General features: G+C 71.7%; 15 protein-coding genes. 7 read left to right on the plus strand and 8 right to left on the minus strand.

The features are described 5' to 3' along the window. Window positions 1-2: 2 nt before the first annotated feature. Both KV100_RS10250 and KV100_RS10255 read right to left on the minus strand, forming a co-directional pair. The gene (locus KV100_RS10250) at window positions 3-1,187 is read right to left on the minus strand and encodes a 4-hydroxybenzoate 3-monooxygenase (protein WP_220342910.1); all 1,185 of its coding nucleotides are present in this window, start codon (window positions 1,185-1,187) and stop codon (window positions 3-5) included. Then, complete coding sequence (locus tag KV100_RS10255) at window positions 1,184-2,005, minus strand: IclR family transcriptional regulator (RefSeq protein ID WP_220342912.1); 822 nt, start codon at window positions 2,003-2,005, stop codon at window positions 1,184-1,186. The genes KV100_RS10250 and KV100_RS10255 overlap by 4 nt, the downstream gene beginning before the upstream one ends. A gap of 67 nt (window positions 2,006-2,072) precedes the next feature. On the opposite strand from KV100_RS10255, the gene pcaH reads away from it, so the two are divergent. The 7 genes from pcaH (at window position 2,073) to KV100_RS10290 (ending at window position 8,567) form a co-directional block, all read left to right on the plus strand. Continuing rightward, entirely contained in the window at window positions 2,073-2,876 is an 804-nt protein-coding gene (gene pcaH, locus KV100_RS10260; RefSeq protein ID WP_220342913.1) for a protocatechuate 3,4-dioxygenase subunit beta, read from the plus strand. Continuing rightward, window positions 2,873-3,430 carry a protocatechuate 3,4-dioxygenase subunit alpha gene (gene pcaG, locus KV100_RS10265; protein ID WP_220342914.1) on the plus strand — a complete coding sequence of 186 codons (558 nt, stop codon included), beginning with the start codon at window positions 2,873-2,875 and terminating at the stop codon, window positions 3,428-3,430. Before pcaH ends, pcaG begins: the two co-directional genes overlap by 4 nt. Window positions 3,431-3,435: 5 nt before the next feature. Further along, window positions 3,436-4,725, plus strand: coding sequence for a lyase family protein (locus KV100_RS10270; protein ID WP_220342915.1), 1,290 nt, complete (start codon window positions 3,436-3,438; stop codon window positions 4,723-4,725). Further along, entirely contained in the window at window positions 4,722-5,927 is a 1,206-nt protein-coding gene (gene pcaC, locus KV100_RS10275; RefSeq protein ID WP_220342918.1) for a 4-carboxymuconolactone decarboxylase, read from the plus strand. Before KV100_RS10270 ends, pcaC begins: the two co-directional genes overlap by 4 nt. 68 nt (window positions 5,928-5,995) lie before the next feature. Next, window positions 5,996-7,183, plus strand: a complete 1,188-nt coding sequence (locus KV100_RS10280) for a thiolase family protein (RefSeq protein ID WP_220342920.1) — start codon at window positions 5,996-5,998, stop codon at window positions 7,181-7,183. Continuing rightward, window positions 7,183-7,875, plus strand: coding sequence for a 3-oxoacid CoA-transferase subunit A (locus KV100_RS10285; protein ID WP_220342923.1), 693 nt, complete (start codon window positions 7,183-7,185; stop codon window positions 7,873-7,875). The genes KV100_RS10280 and KV100_RS10285 overlap by 1 nt, the downstream gene beginning before the upstream one ends. Further along, window positions 7,872-8,567, plus strand: coding sequence for a 3-oxoacid CoA-transferase subunit B (locus KV100_RS10290; RefSeq protein ID WP_220342925.1), 696 nt, complete (start codon window positions 7,872-7,874; stop codon window positions 8,565-8,567). The genes KV100_RS10285 and KV100_RS10290 overlap by 4 nt, the downstream gene beginning before the upstream one ends. A gap of 94 nt (window positions 8,568-8,661) precedes the next feature. Here KV100_RS10290 and KV100_RS10295 read toward each other — a convergent pair whose 3' ends face one another. The 6 genes from KV100_RS10295 to KV100_RS10320 are packed head-to-tail and all read right to left on the minus strand — an operon-like array spanning window position 8,662 to window position 15,153. Beyond that, window positions 8,662-10,278 carry a thiamine pyrophosphate-dependent enzyme gene (locus KV100_RS10295; protein ID WP_220342927.1) on the minus strand — a complete coding sequence of 539 codons (1,617 nt, stop codon included), beginning with the start codon at window positions 10,276-10,278 and terminating at the stop codon, window positions 8,662-8,664. Continuing rightward, a complete protein-coding gene (locus tag KV100_RS10300; protein ID WP_220342931.1) occupies window positions 10,275-11,117 on the minus strand; it encodes an ABC transporter ATP-binding protein in 843 nt (280 codons plus the stop codon). The genes KV100_RS10295 and KV100_RS10300 overlap by 4 nt, the downstream gene beginning before the upstream one ends. Beyond that, a complete protein-coding gene (locus KV100_RS10305) occupies window positions 11,107-11,880 on the minus strand; it encodes an ABC transporter permease (RefSeq protein ID WP_220342932.1) in 774 nt (257 codons plus the stop codon). Before KV100_RS10305 ends, KV100_RS10300 begins: the two co-directional genes overlap by 11 nt. Further along, window positions 11,877-12,719, minus strand: coding sequence for an ABC transporter permease (locus KV100_RS10310; RefSeq protein WP_220342933.1), 843 nt, complete (start codon window positions 12,717-12,719; stop codon window positions 11,877-11,879). The genes KV100_RS10305 and KV100_RS10310 overlap by 4 nt, the downstream gene beginning before the upstream one ends. Then, the gene (locus KV100_RS10315; RefSeq protein WP_220342934.1) at window positions 12,716-13,663 is read right to left on the minus strand and encodes an ABC transporter substrate-binding protein; all 948 of its coding nucleotides are present in this window, start codon (window positions 13,661-13,663) and stop codon (window positions 12,716-12,718) included. Before KV100_RS10315 ends, KV100_RS10310 begins: the two co-directional genes overlap by 4 nt. A gap of 29 nt (window positions 13,664-13,692) precedes the next feature. Next, the gene (locus tag KV100_RS10320; protein ID WP_220342936.1) at window positions 13,693-15,153 is read right to left on the minus strand and encodes a benzaldehyde dehydrogenase; all 1,461 of its coding nucleotides are present in this window, start codon (window positions 15,151-15,153) and stop codon (window positions 13,693-13,695) included. Window positions 15,154-15,311: the final 158 nt, after the last annotated feature.

Raw genomic sequence — 15,311 nt, forward strand, 5'->3', positions numbered from 1 at the left:
GCTCACACCTCGAACGGGAGCCCCGCGTAGTTCTCCGCCAGACCGGTCGCGCCCGCCTGCGAGGACGTGACCCAGCGCAGCTGCGAGAGCTGGAGCTGCGCGCTGAACGGGTCGCCGTCCTGATGGAGCATCGTCGTCATCCACCACGAGAAGTGCGTGCAGCGCCAGACCCGCCGCAGCGCGCTCTGCGAGTACGCGTCGGCGAGGCGGCGGTCTCCCGACCGGACCAGCGCTGCCAGGGCCGGTGCCAGGAGGGCCACGTCGGCGATCGCGAGGTTGAGTCCCTTGGCCCCGGTCGGCGGCACGATGTGCGCCGCGTCGCCGGCGAGGAAGAGGCGCCCGTGACTCATCGGGGCGTGGACGTAGGACCGCATCGGCAGCACGCTCTTGTCGGTGATCGGGCCCGGCTTCAGCTCCCACCCGTCCTGGCCGTGGCCCAGCCGGGTCGCCAGCTCGTCCCAGATCCGGTCGTCGGACCAGGAGTCGGGGTCGGTGCCGGGCTCGACCTGCAGGTAGAGCCGGCTCACCGTGTCCGACCGCATCGAGTGCAGCGCAAAACCGTGGGGGTGCCAGGCGTAGACGAGCTCGTCGGTCGACGGAGCGACGTCGGCGAGGATGCCGAACCACGCGTACGGATAGGTGCGCTCCCACGTCGTGCCGCCGGGGATCGCGGATCGGCTCGGCCCGAACGACCCGTCGCAGCCGGCGATCGCGTCAGCCTCGAGGCGGTGCTCCGTGCCGTCGGCGGCGCGGTAGGTGACCGACGGCCGGTCGCTGTCGACCTCGTGCAGCGCGGTGTCCGTGATCTCGTACACCCACTCCTGACCACCGGCGGCACGGGCGTCGACGAGGTCCTTCTGCACCTCCGTCTGCCCGTAGACGTAGACGCTGCGGCCCACCAGCTCGACGAAGTCGAGGTGGTGGCGCTCGTGGGGAAACTGGAGATAGATCCCGCGGTGCCGGTCACCCTCGTGCGCGAGCCGCGCGCCCAGACCGGCCTCGCTCAGGAGGTCGACGCTGCTCTGCTCGAGGATCCCCGCACGGATCCGTGCCGCCACGTACTCCTGACTGCGGGTCTCCAGCACGACCGACTCGACACCCTCCGCCGCGAGCAGGTGGGCGAGGAGGAGACCGGCGGGCCCGGCGCCGACGATGGCGACCTGGGTCCGCGAGGTGACGGGGCTCATGGGGACATTGGAGCGTGCCGCGGGTCGTCGGTCGATGTGCCGCTTCTGCTGGGCGGAATGCCTGCGGGGTCGGCCCCGAGCTGCCGCTCGATCCCCTGGGCGGCGACCTGCAGCGCGGCCACCAGTCGCGACCGGTCGCGCTTGAGGTGCGGCACCACCACGCCGATCGCGGCGACGACCGACCCGCTGCGACGGACGGGGACCGCGACCGAGCAGGCGCCCAGCGACATCTCCTCGTACGTCGTCGCGTAGCCGTCGCGCCGGACCCGCACGAGCTCGTCCTCGAGGATGCCCGGCTGGGTGACGGTGTAGGGCGTCACGCGGGTGAGCGAGCCGAGGACCCGGCGGCGGACGTCGTCCGGAGCGTGCGCCAGCAGGACCTTGCCCACCCCGGTCGCGTGCAGGGGCAGCGTCGAGCCGATGCTGCTCACGACCGGGACGGACGTACGCCCGCGCATCCGCTCGAGGTAGAGCGCCTCGTCGCCGTCGCGCACCGCGAGGTGGACCGTCGCCAGCGTGGCGGCGTAGATGTCGTGGAGGAACGGCTCGGCCACCTGACGCAGTCCGGCCTCCACCGGCGCGAGCAGCCCGATGTCCCAGATCAGCCGGCCCACGACGTACCGGCCGTCCGGACGCCGCGACAGCGCCCCGGCGGAGACCAGCTCGCCCACCAGGCGGTGCGCGGTCGCCAGGGGCAGGCCGGAGCGCCGCGCCAGCTCGCTCAACGTCAGGCGGCGGTGGCCGGCGTCGAACGCGGCGAGCAGCGCCATGACTCGCGCAGCCACCGTCACGCCGGGTGCCGAGGTGTTGCCGGCCATGCCCGCTCCTTCCGCTGGACGGAATCGTAGTCTTCATCGTGTGACCGCGGTCACCTAGCGTGCGGGGATGACCTCAGCCGTGCCCTCCGACGACCGCACGTCCACCACGCAGGCCGACATCACGGCCGAGATCGAGGAGATCGAGGCCGCCTACCAGCGCTCCGGGGTCGAGGAGACGCAGCCTCGCCGCGACTACCCGCCCTACCGCAGCACCGCGCTGCGCCACCCCACCAAGGACCTGCACCACGCCGACCCCGAGACGATCGAGCGGTGGGCGCCCTGCTTCGGCACCCGCGACGTCGACCCGCTCGAGGCCGACCTGACGATCCAGAGCACCGGCGAGCCGATCGGCGAGCGTACGGTCGTCACCGGTCGTGTGGTCGACGGCGAAGGACGGCCGGTCCGGCACCAGCTCGTGGAGATCTGGCAGGCGAACGCCGGCGGTCGCTACATCCACAAGCGCGACCAGCACCCGGCGCCCCTGGACCCCAACTTCACCGGTGTCGGGCGGTGCCTGACCGACAGCGACGGCGTCTACCGCTTCCAGACGATCAAGCCGGGCCCGTACCCGTGGCGCAACCACCACAACGCGTGGCGGCCGGCGCACATCCACTTCTCGCTCTTCGGCACCGACTTCACCCAGCGGATGGTGACGCAGATGTACTTCCCGGGCGACCCGCTGTTCGCGCTCGACCCGATCTACCAGAGCGTCACCGACGCCAAAGCGCGCGAGCGGCTCGTCGCCACGTACGACCACGGCCTGACGAGTCACGAGTGGGCGCTCGGCTACCGCTGGGACATCGTGCTCACCGGCAGCAGCCGCACCTACATGGAGCCCGAGGACGACGCGAGCGATCGAGGTGACGCATGAGCACCCTGACGCCCACCCCCGGACAGACCGTCGGGCCGTTCTTCCACTTCGCCCTCCCGTACGCCGGTGACCGCGAGCTCGTCTCGCCGGGCACGCCGGGGGCGGTGCAGCTGCACGGGACCGTGTACGACGGTGCGGGCGCGCCGATCTCGGACGCGCTGGTCGAGATCTGGCAGGCCGCGCCGGACGGTGCCGTGGTGGCGAGGGCGGGCTCGTTGTGCCGGGACGGGGCCACGTTCACCGGGTTCGGTCGGGCACCCACGCGGCGCGACGGGACCTACAGCTTCTGGACCCTCGTGCCCGGGCCTACCGAGGAGGGCGCCGCAGCCTTCTTCGCGGTGACCGTCCTCGCGCGCGGACTCACGAACCGGCTCTTCACGCGGGCCTACGTCCCCGGTGACACCTCCGTCCTCGCCGCCGACCGGCTGCTGGCGTCGGTCGAGGACGACCGGCGCGCCACGCTGCTGGCGGTCGAGGACGAGCAGGGGCTTCGCTTCGACATCCGGCTCCAGGGTGACGATGAGACCGTGTTCCTCCAGTTTCCGGGACACTGAGACCCATGACGGATCTGCTCTGGCCCGGTGACGAGCGGGCCGGGGACCTGCTCGGCGACGCCCACGTCCTCGCGGCGACGGTGCAGATAGAGCAGGCGTGGCTCGACGCGCTCGTCGACGCCGGCCTCGCTCCGAAGGCCCTGGACCTCGTCGGGCTGGTGGGCCCCGACGACCTGCCGGAGCTCGCGGCGGGTGCCGAGGACGGCGGCACCCCCGTCATCGGTCTGGTCTCGCTGCTGCGCCGGCGCGCGGCGCCCCCCGGCGCCGCGGAGTCGGACGCCACCTGGATCCACCAGGGTCTGACCAGCCAGGACGTCGTGGACACGGCGGTCGTCCTGGTGCTCCGCGATGCCCTGGACCACATCGCCGCGCAGCTCCGAGAGCAGGCGATCGCACTCGTCGGGCACGTCGAGGCGCACCGGAGGACGGTGATGGTCGGCCGGACGCTGACCCAGCACGCCGTCCCGACGACGTTCGGGCTGGTCGCGGCGGGGTGGCTCGAGGGGTTGCTCGACGCCGCGCACGACATCGACCGGGTGCGGGGCGGCCTACCGGCGCAGCTCGGCGGGGCGGTGGGCACGCTGGCGGCCACCACCGAGCTCGCCCGGCTGCGCGGGCGTCCGGACCCGGCCGCCGTGGCCGTGTCGCTCGCGCGCTCCGCCGCGACGACGCTCGGGCTGGTGTGGACGACGCCTTGGCACGTCCGCCGTACCCCTGTCGTTCGTGCCGGCGATGCCCTCGTCACGGCGACCGACGCGTGGGGACACGTCGCGACCGACGTGCTGACGCTCGCCCGCCCGGAGATCGCCGAGCTCGCCGAGCCGACGAAGGACGGCCGCGGCGGCTCCTCGACGATGCCCCACAAGCAGAATCCGGTGCTCTCGGTCCTGCTGCGTCGTGCGGCGCTCGCCGCGCCCCCGCTCGCCTCGACGCTGCACACCGCGGCGGCGCTCGCCGGCGACCAGCGACCGGACGGTTCCTGGCACGCCGAGTGGGAGACGCTCCGTACGCTCGCGCGCCGCGCCGTGGTCGCGTCGGAGCAGGCCAGCGAGCTCCTTGCCGGGCTGCGGGTCGATGCGGCCCGGATGCGCGCCACCCTCGAGGCGGCCGGCGAGGGGATCTTCGCCGAGCGTGACGGCGTCCGGCGGTCGACCGGCGCCGGCGCGGGATCAGGCCCGGATGCCACCGGGACAGAACCGGTGGGGACGCGTGCATCCTCCTACCTCGGTGCCACCGAGCTGTTCGTCGACGCCACCCTCGACCGCACCCGTACGTTCCTGGAGGCCTCCGCATGACGGTTCCTCGGATCACCGGAGAGGAGCTGGCCGGTCACGGCGCGCTCCCCCTCCTCGTCGTCGGCCCGTCGCTCGGCACCTCCGCCTCGGCGTTGTGGTCGGCGGCGGCCAAGGAGCTCGGGAGCGACTTCCACGTGGTCGGGTGGAACCTCCCCGGTCACGTCGACGGGCCGGTGCGGTCGCCGTTCACGATCGCCGAGCTGGCCGAGGGAGTGCTCGGATTCGCCGCCGGTGCGGCCGAGGCCCGGGGTGACGAGGCGGTGCGGTTCCTCTACGCCGGCGACTCCGTGGGCGGTGCGGTCGGGCTGCAGCTCCTGCTCGACGCGCCGGAGGCGGTGACCGGCGCGGTGCTGATCTGCACGGGTGCGCAGATCGGTGACGCCCAGATGTGGCACGACCGCGCTGCGACCGTACGCGCCTCCGGGACGCCGGTGATGGTGACCACGTCGGCGGACCGGTGGTTCGCGCCCGGCTTCCTCGAGCGCGAGCCAGGTGTCGGCTCCGCGCTGCTGCACGTGCTGCAGGCGACCGACGCCGAGGGCTACGCGCAGGTCTGCGAGGCGCTCGCGGCGTTCGACGTGCGCGACCGGCTCGACCAGATCGATTCTCCGGTGGTCGCGCTCGCGGGCGAGCACGACGTCGCGACGCCCCCCGACAAGCTCAGGGAGATCGCCGACGGGGTGCGCGACGGCGAGCTGATCGTTCTTGAGGGCGTGGCCCACCTGGCCCCCGCGGAGGCGCCAGCGGAGGTCTCGTCCGCGATTCGTGCACTTGGCCACCGAATCACCGGGTCATTTCCTGGATCACCTGCACACATCGGGGACGAGGTGGCGACCCGCGGCATGGAGGTACGGCGGGCGGTGCTGGGCGACGCGCACGTCGACCGCGCGACCGCGAAGACCGACGCGCTCACGCGTCCCTTCCAAGAGCTCATCACCCGCTACGCGTGGGGCGAGGTGTGGGGTCGCGACGTCATCGACCGCCGCAGCCGCTCGATGATCACGCTCGCACTGCTGGCGACGCTGGGGCATCGCGAGGAGCTGGCGATGCACGTGCGTGCGGGCCTGCGCAACGGGTTGTCGCGCGAGGAGATCGCCGAGGTGCTGCTGCACACCGGTGTCTATTCCGGTGTCCCGGTCACGAACGCCGCGCTCGGCGTGATGCAGCAGGTCTTCGCGGAGATCGATGACGACGAGGCGTGATAAACTGTTCACCTGACGTACCTCCGTTCGCAAAGCGAACAACAACGCCTGTCCTGCTGAGGAGTGCGATGCCTGCGTACGTGCTGGATGCCGTCCGGACGCCGTTCGGCCGCTACGGCGGCGGGTTGTCCGGCGTACGCCCCGACGACCTCGCGGCCACGGTCGTGGCGGCGACGCTGAAGCGGTCGCCCGCCCTCGACCCCGAGCGCATCGAGGACGTCGTGTGGGGCAACGCCAACGGCGCCGGCGAGGACAACCGCAACGTCGGCCGGATGGCGGCCCTGCTCGCCGGCCTGCCGGTCAGCGTCCCAGGTGTCACGGTCAACCGGCTGTGCGGCTCCAGCCTGGACGCCGCCATCTCGGCATCGCGCGCGATCGAGTGCGGCGACGCCGACGTGATCCTCACCGGCGGCGTGGAGTCGATGAGCAGAGCGCCCTGGGTGGTGCCCAAGCCGACCCGCGGATTCCCTGCCGGCAGTGCCGAGATGGTCTCGACCACCCTCGGCTGGCGGCTGGTGAACCCGCGCATGCCCCAGGAGTGGACCGTCTCGCTCGGCGAGTCCAACGAGCAGCTGCAGGAGCGGTTCGGCATCTCCCGCGAGCGTCAGGACGCCTTCGCCGCAGCCTCGCACCAGCGCGCGCACGCCGCGTGGGAGGCGGGCCGCTACGACGACCTGGTGGTCGGCGTCGACGGTGCCGACCTGGCCCGCGACGAGGGCGTACGTCCCGACTCGTCGGTCGAGGCGCTGGCGCGGCTCAAGCCGTCCTTCCGCCCCGACGGCACGATCACGGCCGGCAACGCCTCACCCCTCAGCGACGGCGCCTCGGCGGTCCTCCTCGGCTCCGAGCGTGGTGCGGAGCTGACCGGCCGTGAGCCGCTCGCCCGGATCGCGGGCCGCGGGGCGATGGCGCTGGAGCCGCAGGCCTTCGGGTACGCCCCTGTGGAGGCGGCCAACCGCGCTCTCGCCCGCGCCGGCATCGGGTGGGACCAGGTCGGCGCCGTCGAGCTCAACGAGGCCTTCGCGGTCCAGAGCCTCGCCTGCGTCGACGCGTGGGGGCTCGATCCCGACCTCGTCAACCAGTGGGGCGGCGCCGTCGCGCTGGGCCACCCGCTCGGCGCCTCCGGCGGCCGGATCCTCGGCACGCTCGCCGCCGTCCTGCGCGAGAACGGACGCCGCTGGGGCGTGGCCGCGATCTGCATCGGCGTCGGGCAGGGCCTCGCCGTCGTCCTCGAGAACGAGCAGGCAGCCTCCTGATGGAGGTGCTGGACGCGGACGCCGCGGTCGCCGACGTCCAGGACGGCGCGACGGTCCTGATCGGAGGCTTCGGCACGGCGGGGATGCCGTTCTCGCTGATCGACGCCCTGGTCCGCCAGGCCGCGGGTGACCTCACGGTGGTGAGCAACAACGCCGGCAACGGCGAGACGGGACTTGCGGCGCTGCTCGCCACCGGGCGGGTCCGCAAGATGATCTGCTCCTACCCGCGCCAGCCCGACTCGCACGTCTTCGACGCTCTCTACCGCACCGGCAGGATCGAGCTCGAGGTCGTCCCGCAGGGCAACCTCGCCGAGCGGATGCGCGCCGCGGGCGCCGGGATCGGCGCGTTCTTCACGCCCACGGCGTACGGCACGGTGCTGGCCGAGGGCAAGGAGACGCGCTCGATCGGCGGACGCGACTACGTCCTCGAGTACCCGTTGGGCGGCGACGTCGCCCTCATCTCCGCACGGCGGGCCGACACGGCGGGCAACCTCGTGTTCCACAGGACGGCCCGCAACTTCGGCCCGGTGATGGCGACCGCCGCGACCACGACCGTGGCCGAGGTGGACGAGGTGGTCGAGGCCGGTGAGATCGACCCCGAGGCGGTGGTGACGCCGGGAATCTTCGTCGACCGGGTGGTCGCGGTCGGCGCCGAGCAGCGGATCGCCGCACGCGAAGGCGCCGTGGCATGAGAGCGCCCGACGTCGGCGAGCGCACCGACGTGACCGTCGAGCACCCCGACCGGGCACCTCTGTCGCGCGACGAGCTGGCGCGGGTGGTGGCCGGTGACATCCCTCCCGGGTCGTACGTCAACCTCGGCATCGGTCGGCCCACCCATGTCGCCGACCACCTCACGCCCGACTCCGGCATCGTCCTCCACACGGAGAACGGGATGCTCGGGATGGGCCCGGTGGCGCAGGACGAGGACGTCGATCCCGACCTCGTCAACGCGGGCAAGGTGCCGGTGACAGAGCTTCCCGGCGCCTCCTACTTCCACCACGCCGACTCGTTCGCGATGATGCGGGGCGGGCACCTCGACGTGTGCGTCCTCGGGGCGTTCCAGGTGTCGCAGCGCGGCGACCTCGCCAACTGGCACACCGGCGTGGAGGACGCGATCCCCGCGGTGGGCGGCGCGATGGACCTGGCCGTCGGAGCCAAGCGGGTGTTCGTGATGATGACGCTCTTCGCCAAGGACGGGTCGAGCAAGCTCGTCGAGTCCTTGACCTATCCGGTCACCGGCCTCGCGTGCGTCAGCCGCGTCTACACCGAGTACGGCATCGTCGACGTGGGACCCGACGGCGTCACCGTGCGGGCGACCTACGGGATCTCCGTCGACGGTCTCCGCGACAGGCTGCCGGTGACGATCCGCCGGCTGGAGGACTGACACCGGGACCTCTGGGAACGCACGGGGCGAGCGTGCCCGCTCGCCTCCCCGGGGGACGGGCGCGAAGCGGGCACGCTCGGTCGGTGTCGCGCGGCTAGGGCGCGAAGCTCGTGTCGGGGGCGACGGCGACCTCCACGAGAAGGGGCCGTCCGGGCTCGGTGAGGCGCGAGGCGGCATCGGTCAGGATGTGCGTGAGCGTCTCGATGTCGTCGACATGGACGACGTCGCAGCCCAGCGCCTCGGCGATCCGACCGACCGACACCTCGAGGAACGACGGCCACGGCGGCTTGCCGGAAGCGCGCTCGGCGAGCCGGTCCATCACCGCGTAGCCGCCGTTGGCCATCACGATCCACAGCACGCCGACGTCGAGGTGCGAAGCCGTCCACAGCGACTGCACCGCGTACATCGCTGACCCGTCACCCACCACCGCCACGACCGGCCGCTGCGGAACCGCCATCTTGACGCCGATGGCGGCCGGCATGGCGAACCCGAGCCCACCCATCGCCGCCGACACGAACCCGAGCGGCTCCCGAGCGGGGACCATCGCCTGCAGCAACGGACGCGACGACGGTGACTCCTCGAGGAGGACCGTGTCGCGCGGGAGAACGTCGGCGAGGACCTCGAAGACGTCCGCGGACCGGAGCCGTCCGCTCTCGACCAGGCCCGTCGGCCGCTCGGGCTTCGGCGGGTCAGGACGACACGACCGCTCGGAGAGCTCGGCAGGACGAGGGCCGAGTGCCTCGAGGAGCGCGCGGACGACCACGGTGGGGTCGGCAACCACGGCGAGCTCGACCGGTGACCGGTATGCCTCTTCGGGATCGGCTGTCACGACCACGACCGTGGCGCCCGGAGGGACGAGCGGGCCCTCCGCCCACGGGTACTGGCGGAGCGCAGCGCAGCCCACGATCAGCACCACGTCGGCGTTGCCGAGGGCCGCGCGGACCCGGGGCCGGTCGGCGGGAAGGTGACCGGCGAAGAGACGGTGGTCCTGCGGGAACCCGGCCCGTGCCCCGAACGGCTCCTGCCAGACCGGTGCCTCGAGCCGCTCCGCGAGCGCCGTCAACGCGTCCCAGCCGGTCCGGCTGTCGTTGCCGGACCCGGCGACCACCGCCGGTCGCTCGGCACGGCCGACCAGCCGCGCCAGGTCACCGACGTCGACGCCCTCCGGCGCGGGCGTACGGACCACCCGCGCAGCGGACAGGTCCTGAGGGTCGTACGGGGTGCTCCAGTCGTCCATCGGCACAACCACCACGACCGGTCCCTGGTCACGGCGTGCACGGTGTGCCGCACGGTCGATCGCCGACGGGACGTCCTGCGGACGCACCGGATTCAGCATGTCGAGCGGGTAGTCGCCGGCGAGGCTGTCCAGCCTCCCGGCCAGGAACGGTTCGAGTGCCAGGTGGCGCCGGTCCTGCTGTCCGACGACGACCACGAGCGGCGCGTGGTTCACCCTCGCGGTGGCGATCGCCCCGACACTGTTGCCCAGCCCGGCCGTGGTGTGCAGCAGCACGAGGGCCGGTTCGCGCGTGGCGATCGCCCACCCCGACGCGATCCCGACGACCGACCCCTCGTGGAGTGCGAGCACGAACCGGAGGTCGTCGGGCAGGTCGACGAGGAACGGGACCTCCGTCGACCCCGGGTTGGAGAAGATGGTCGTCATGGCATGACGCCGCAGGACGTCGAACGTGGCGGTGCGGACGTCCGCCGTCATGCGTCCGCTCCCGAGCCCCGTTTCGCCTTCTGGATCTCGGCATAGACGTGCGTGCGGAGCTCGGTGAACCTCGGCATAGACCGGGTGGCGAGCTGGTCACGCTCGGCCGGGAGGTCGATGGTCAGGTCCTCCTGCACCACGGTCGGCGAGTTGGAGAGGATCAGCACCCGCTCACCGAGATAGACCGACTCGTCGATGTCGTGGGTGACGAAGAGGACGGTGATGCCGAGGTCCTTCCAGACGCGACGGATCAGGTCCTCCAGGTCCGCGCGTGTCTGGGCGTCGACCGCGGCGAACGGCTCGTCCATCAGCAGGACCTCAGGCTCGTACGCGACCGCCCGCGCGATCGCCACCCGCTGCTGCATCCCGCCCGAGAGCTGCCACGGGTAGGACGTCTCGGCGTGCTCCAGGCCGACCGCGTGCAGGGCCGTCGAGACGACCTTCCGCCGCTCGGCCTTGGGCATGCCCGCGTTCTTCAGCGGCAGCTCGACGTTCTGGCGGACCGTCATCCAGGCGAACAGGCTGCGCCCGTACTCCTGGAACACGACCGCCATCTTCTTCGGAGGGGCGGTGACGACCGCGCCGTCGAGGAGCACCGTGCCCGCGGTCGGCTCCAGCAGCCCCGCGATGCAGCGCAGGAGCGTCGTCTTGCCGCATCCGGACGGTCCGACCAGGCAGACCAGCTCGCCCTGTCGCAGCTCGAAGGTCAGGTCGCGCACCGCCTCCACGTCGCCGGAGTCGGCCGTGTAGATCTTCTGGAGACCCTGGACCGACAGCACGACGGGGGCGTCGACACCGTCGCGCGACGCGTTCTGGACCGTGACGCTGTCACCTTCCATGCTGCACCTCTTTCTGGCCGTAGTACCAATGGAGGACCCGGCGCTCGCACGCCTGGAAGACGATCGAGACCGCCACCCCGATCAGGCCGAGCAGAACGATGCCGCTCCACATCTCGACGACCGCGAACGACCGCTGGAACACCACGATCGTGAAGCCGAGCCCTGACGACGAGGCGAACATCTCGGAGATCACCATGAGGATCAGGCCGATAGAGAGCGCCTGCCGCACCCCGGCCGCGATCTGCGGCGCAGCGCTGGGGAGCACGAGCGTCCGCAGGCGCGTGAGCCGGGTGAGCCCGTACGTCCGGGCGGTGTCGACGAGGACCGGGTCGACGGCGCGTACGCCTTCGACAGTGTTGAGCAGGACGGGCCAGATCGCGCCGAAGACGATGACCAGCACCTTCATACGGTTGTCGACGCCGATGAGCAGCATCAGGACCGGAACGAGGACCGGCGGCGGGAGGGCGCGGAAGAACTCGAGCATCGGCTCGAGCAGCGACCGCAACCACCGCACCGAGCCGATCAGCAGGCCCGCGGCGACGCCGAGCACGATCGCGAGCAGCGTCCCGACGGTGAAGCGGGCCACGCTCGGGAGGACGTCCTCGCGGAACCGAGGGCCGATCCAGGTGTCGACGAACGTGGCGGCCAGCTCGCCCGGCTCGGGGACGAAGAAGTTGGTTGAGTCGATGGTCAGCACCCACCACAGCAGGACGAGCACGACCGGGAGCCCGAGCACGTAGGCGACGCGGGTGAGGATCCTCATGCGACCTCCTCCCGTCGGACCGAGACGTGCCAGCGAAGGGCGCGCCGCTCGACGAGGCGTGCGACGAGGTTGATGGCGACACCGATGAACCCGGTCATGAGGATGAGGGCGTACATCTGGGCCGTGGCGCCGCCGGAGTTCGCGAGCGCGATCGCGGTGCCGAGCCCACCCCCTCCGATGATGAGCTCACCGGTGATCGTGAGGATGAGGGCGACGGCCGCACCGAGACGCAGGCCCGTCATCACGTACGGCAGAGCCGACGGCCAGACGAGGTAGCGGACGCGCGCGGCCCATCCGAGGCCGTAGCTGCGTGCGGTGTCCGAGGCCACGGGATCCACGTCGCCGACGCCGTAGAGGACCTGGATGAGCACCTGCCAGAAGGACGCGTAGAGGACCAGCAGCAGGGTGGACTGCATCGAGGTGCCGTACAGAAGAGAGGCGAGCGGGATCAGCGCCACCGACGGGATGGGACGCAGGAACTCGATCGTCGAGTTCGTGGCGCGGCGTAGGAACCGGCTCTGGCCGATGACCAGGCCGAGCGCCACGCCGGCGGCCGCCGAGATGGCCAGACCGATCGCCCAGGTCGTCACGGTCTCTCGGACCGACGCCCAGAAGTCGCTGGTGCCCGCGAGGCTGCGCAGCTCGCCGAGGACGGTCGACGCGGTCGGGAGGAAGCGCTCCTCGACCAGCCCGGAGCGCACCACGAGCTCCCAGGTCACGAGGAACCCGACAATGCCGAGCAGCCCGAGCGCTGCCGAGGAGAGTGGGGCGCCCCGTCCGCCGGCGCGACGCGGGGGCGCGGACGTGTCGGCGGACGGGGACGCGGTGACCGACGTCATGGAAGCAGGGCGTCCAGGTCAGGCTCGTTCTTGAGAGTCCCGTACTTCACGGCGGCGGTGCCGAGCTTCTCCATCGACGCCTCGTCGAACTCCGAGCGGAAGACAGGCAGGACCATCTTGGCGCGAGTCGGCTCGTCGATCTCGGTGTAGGTGCCGACGATGTCGCGCACCTCCTGGTCGTTGTCGCCGGCGTAGTCCAGCGACTTGTTCATGGCGCGGCTGAAGCGCTCGACCAGATCCTTGTTCTTTCCGGCGTACTCGGTGGTGGTGAAGTAGCCGGCGATGTCGAGCTCGGGCGACATGTCGAGGTAGTTGTAGGTGACCGCCCGCGCCCCGTCGGCCAGCGCGGCGGACATGAACGGCTCGAGCACCCAGATCGCGTCGACCTGATCGTTGGCGAGCGCTGCAGGGGCTTCGGGGAAGGGCACTTCGACGAACTTGACGTCCTCGGGGTCGCCGCCGTCGGTCTCGATCGCGGCACGGATGGTGGTGTCGCCGATGTTCTTGAGGTTGTTGACCGAGACGGTCTTGCCCGCGAGGTCCTTCGGCGTCTTGACCGGCGAGTCGCCGGGCACCAGCACCGCGCCGAAGTCGGGCTCCACGCCGGCCGACGACGTGCCGTTGGTGACGAAGGTCAGCGGGAGTCCCTGGTCGGCTCCCACCATCAGCGACACCACGTTGCCGAAGGCGAAGTCGAAGTCACCGCTGACGACCCCGGGCACGGCCGCGGCGCCGCCGGTCGTGGTCTCGATCTCGAGGTCGATGCCCTCGTCCTCGAAGAAGCCCTTCTCCTTGCCGAGCCAGATCGGCGCGGTGTCGACGATCGGGATGACCCCGACCGTGACCTCGTCCGGGCCGTCGGCACCGGCGTCGTCGTCGCCTCCGCAGGCGGTCAGCAGGACGAGCGACGCTAAGACCGCGGCGGCCTTGGTCGTGGGGCGCATGTGATTCCTCTCGGGGGTGGGGCTGAAGGTCAGAAGGGGAACGTCGGGGGTTCGCTGCGGAGCGTGATCCAGCGGGTCTCGGTAAACGCGTCGATGTTGGCCTCGGCGCCGCCGTGCCTCGAGCCGGTGCCGGAGACCCCCAGTCCGCCGAACGGTGCGTTGGCCTCGTCGTTCACCGTCTGGTCGTTGACGTGGACGATGCCCGACGGGATGCGGGCCGCGAGCTCCAGACCGCGCATGGCGTCGCGGGTGACGATCCCGAGCGAGAGCCCGTAGTCGCCGGCCGTGGCCAGCTTCACCGCTTCGTCGAGGTCGGAGAACCTGACCACCGACGCGACGGGCCCGAAGACCTCCTCGGCGTACGCAGGCGCGTCGACCGGCGAGTCGGCGAGCACGGTGGGGCGGTAGAACAGCCCGTCGTACGTCCCGCCGGCGACCAGGCGTGCTCCCGCCTGCTGGCTCCCTGTGACGAGGGCGTGGATCTTGTCGCGCTGCGCCTCGTCGATGATCGGCCCGAGCGCCACGTCGTCGGTGGCCGGGTTGCCGACGGGCAGCTGGTCGGCCTTCGCGGCGAGCTTCTCGACGTACGTGTCGTACAGGCTGTCGTGGACGAGGTGCCGCCCGACCGTCATGCAGATCTGGCCCTGGTGGAAGAAGGCTCCCCAGGCGGCGAGGTTCACCGCCTGGTCGACGTCGGCGTCTTCGAGGACCAGGAAGGCGGAGTTGCCACCGAGCTCGAGGTGGGCGCGCTTGAGGTGACGCCCCGCGGCCTCGCCCACCTTGCGGCCGGCGGGTGTCGACCCGGTGAACGCGATGACCCGGACGTCGGGGTCGGTGGTGAGCGCCTCGCCCACCTCGGCGCCGCCGGGCAGCAGCTGGAGGACACCGGCGGGGAGGCCAGCCTCCTCGAAGATCCGCACGATCGTCACACCGCCGGTCACCGCCGAGCGCGGGTCGGGCTTGAGGATGACGGCGTTGCCGAGCGCGAGCGCCGGGGCGACGGCCCGGATGCTGAGGATGAGGGGGACGTTGAACGGGGAGATCACGCCGACGACGCCCGCCGGGACCCGCTGGGAGATCGAGAGACGCGGCTGGTCGGTGGCGAGTACCTTGCCGGCGGCGTACGACGGGAGCGCGGCCGCCTCGAAGCACTCCGCTGCTGCCACGTCGAGGGAGAACCCGGCCATGCCGGGGACGGCGCCGACCTCGCGGACGTTCCAGCCCATCACCTCCTCGGCGTGGGCGTGCCACAGGTCGCCCGCCCTGCGGAGCACGGCGGCCCGCTCGGAGTGAGGGGTCGCCGCCCAGCTGCGCTGCGCCTCGGTGGCGTGCTGTGCAGCCCGGCGTACGTCGTCGGGGCTCGCCTTGCCGACCTGACCGAGACTCTCGCCCGTCGCGGGCTCGACCAACGTGTAGGTCGCGCCCCCCGATGCCTCCACCCAGTCTCCCCCGAGGGAGATCCGTCCGCTCCAGACCGATGTGTCCAGCAAAGCCTCGTCCTCTCGGTGCTAAGGTCAGTCGCTGTCCGGCGCGTTCGCTAAGCGAACGCTTGTCCAGCATACGAACCTACTATGACGCTCATCACAGGTCAACGGAAGAGGTCGCCGACCGCCGCAGCGCGTGTGGGGGTCTCGACGACGGAATAGGG

This window comes from Mumia sp. zg.B21 (genome assembly GCF_019550855.1).
Lineage (GTDB): Bacteria > Actinomycetota > Actinomycetes > Propionibacteriales > Nocardioidaceae > Mumia.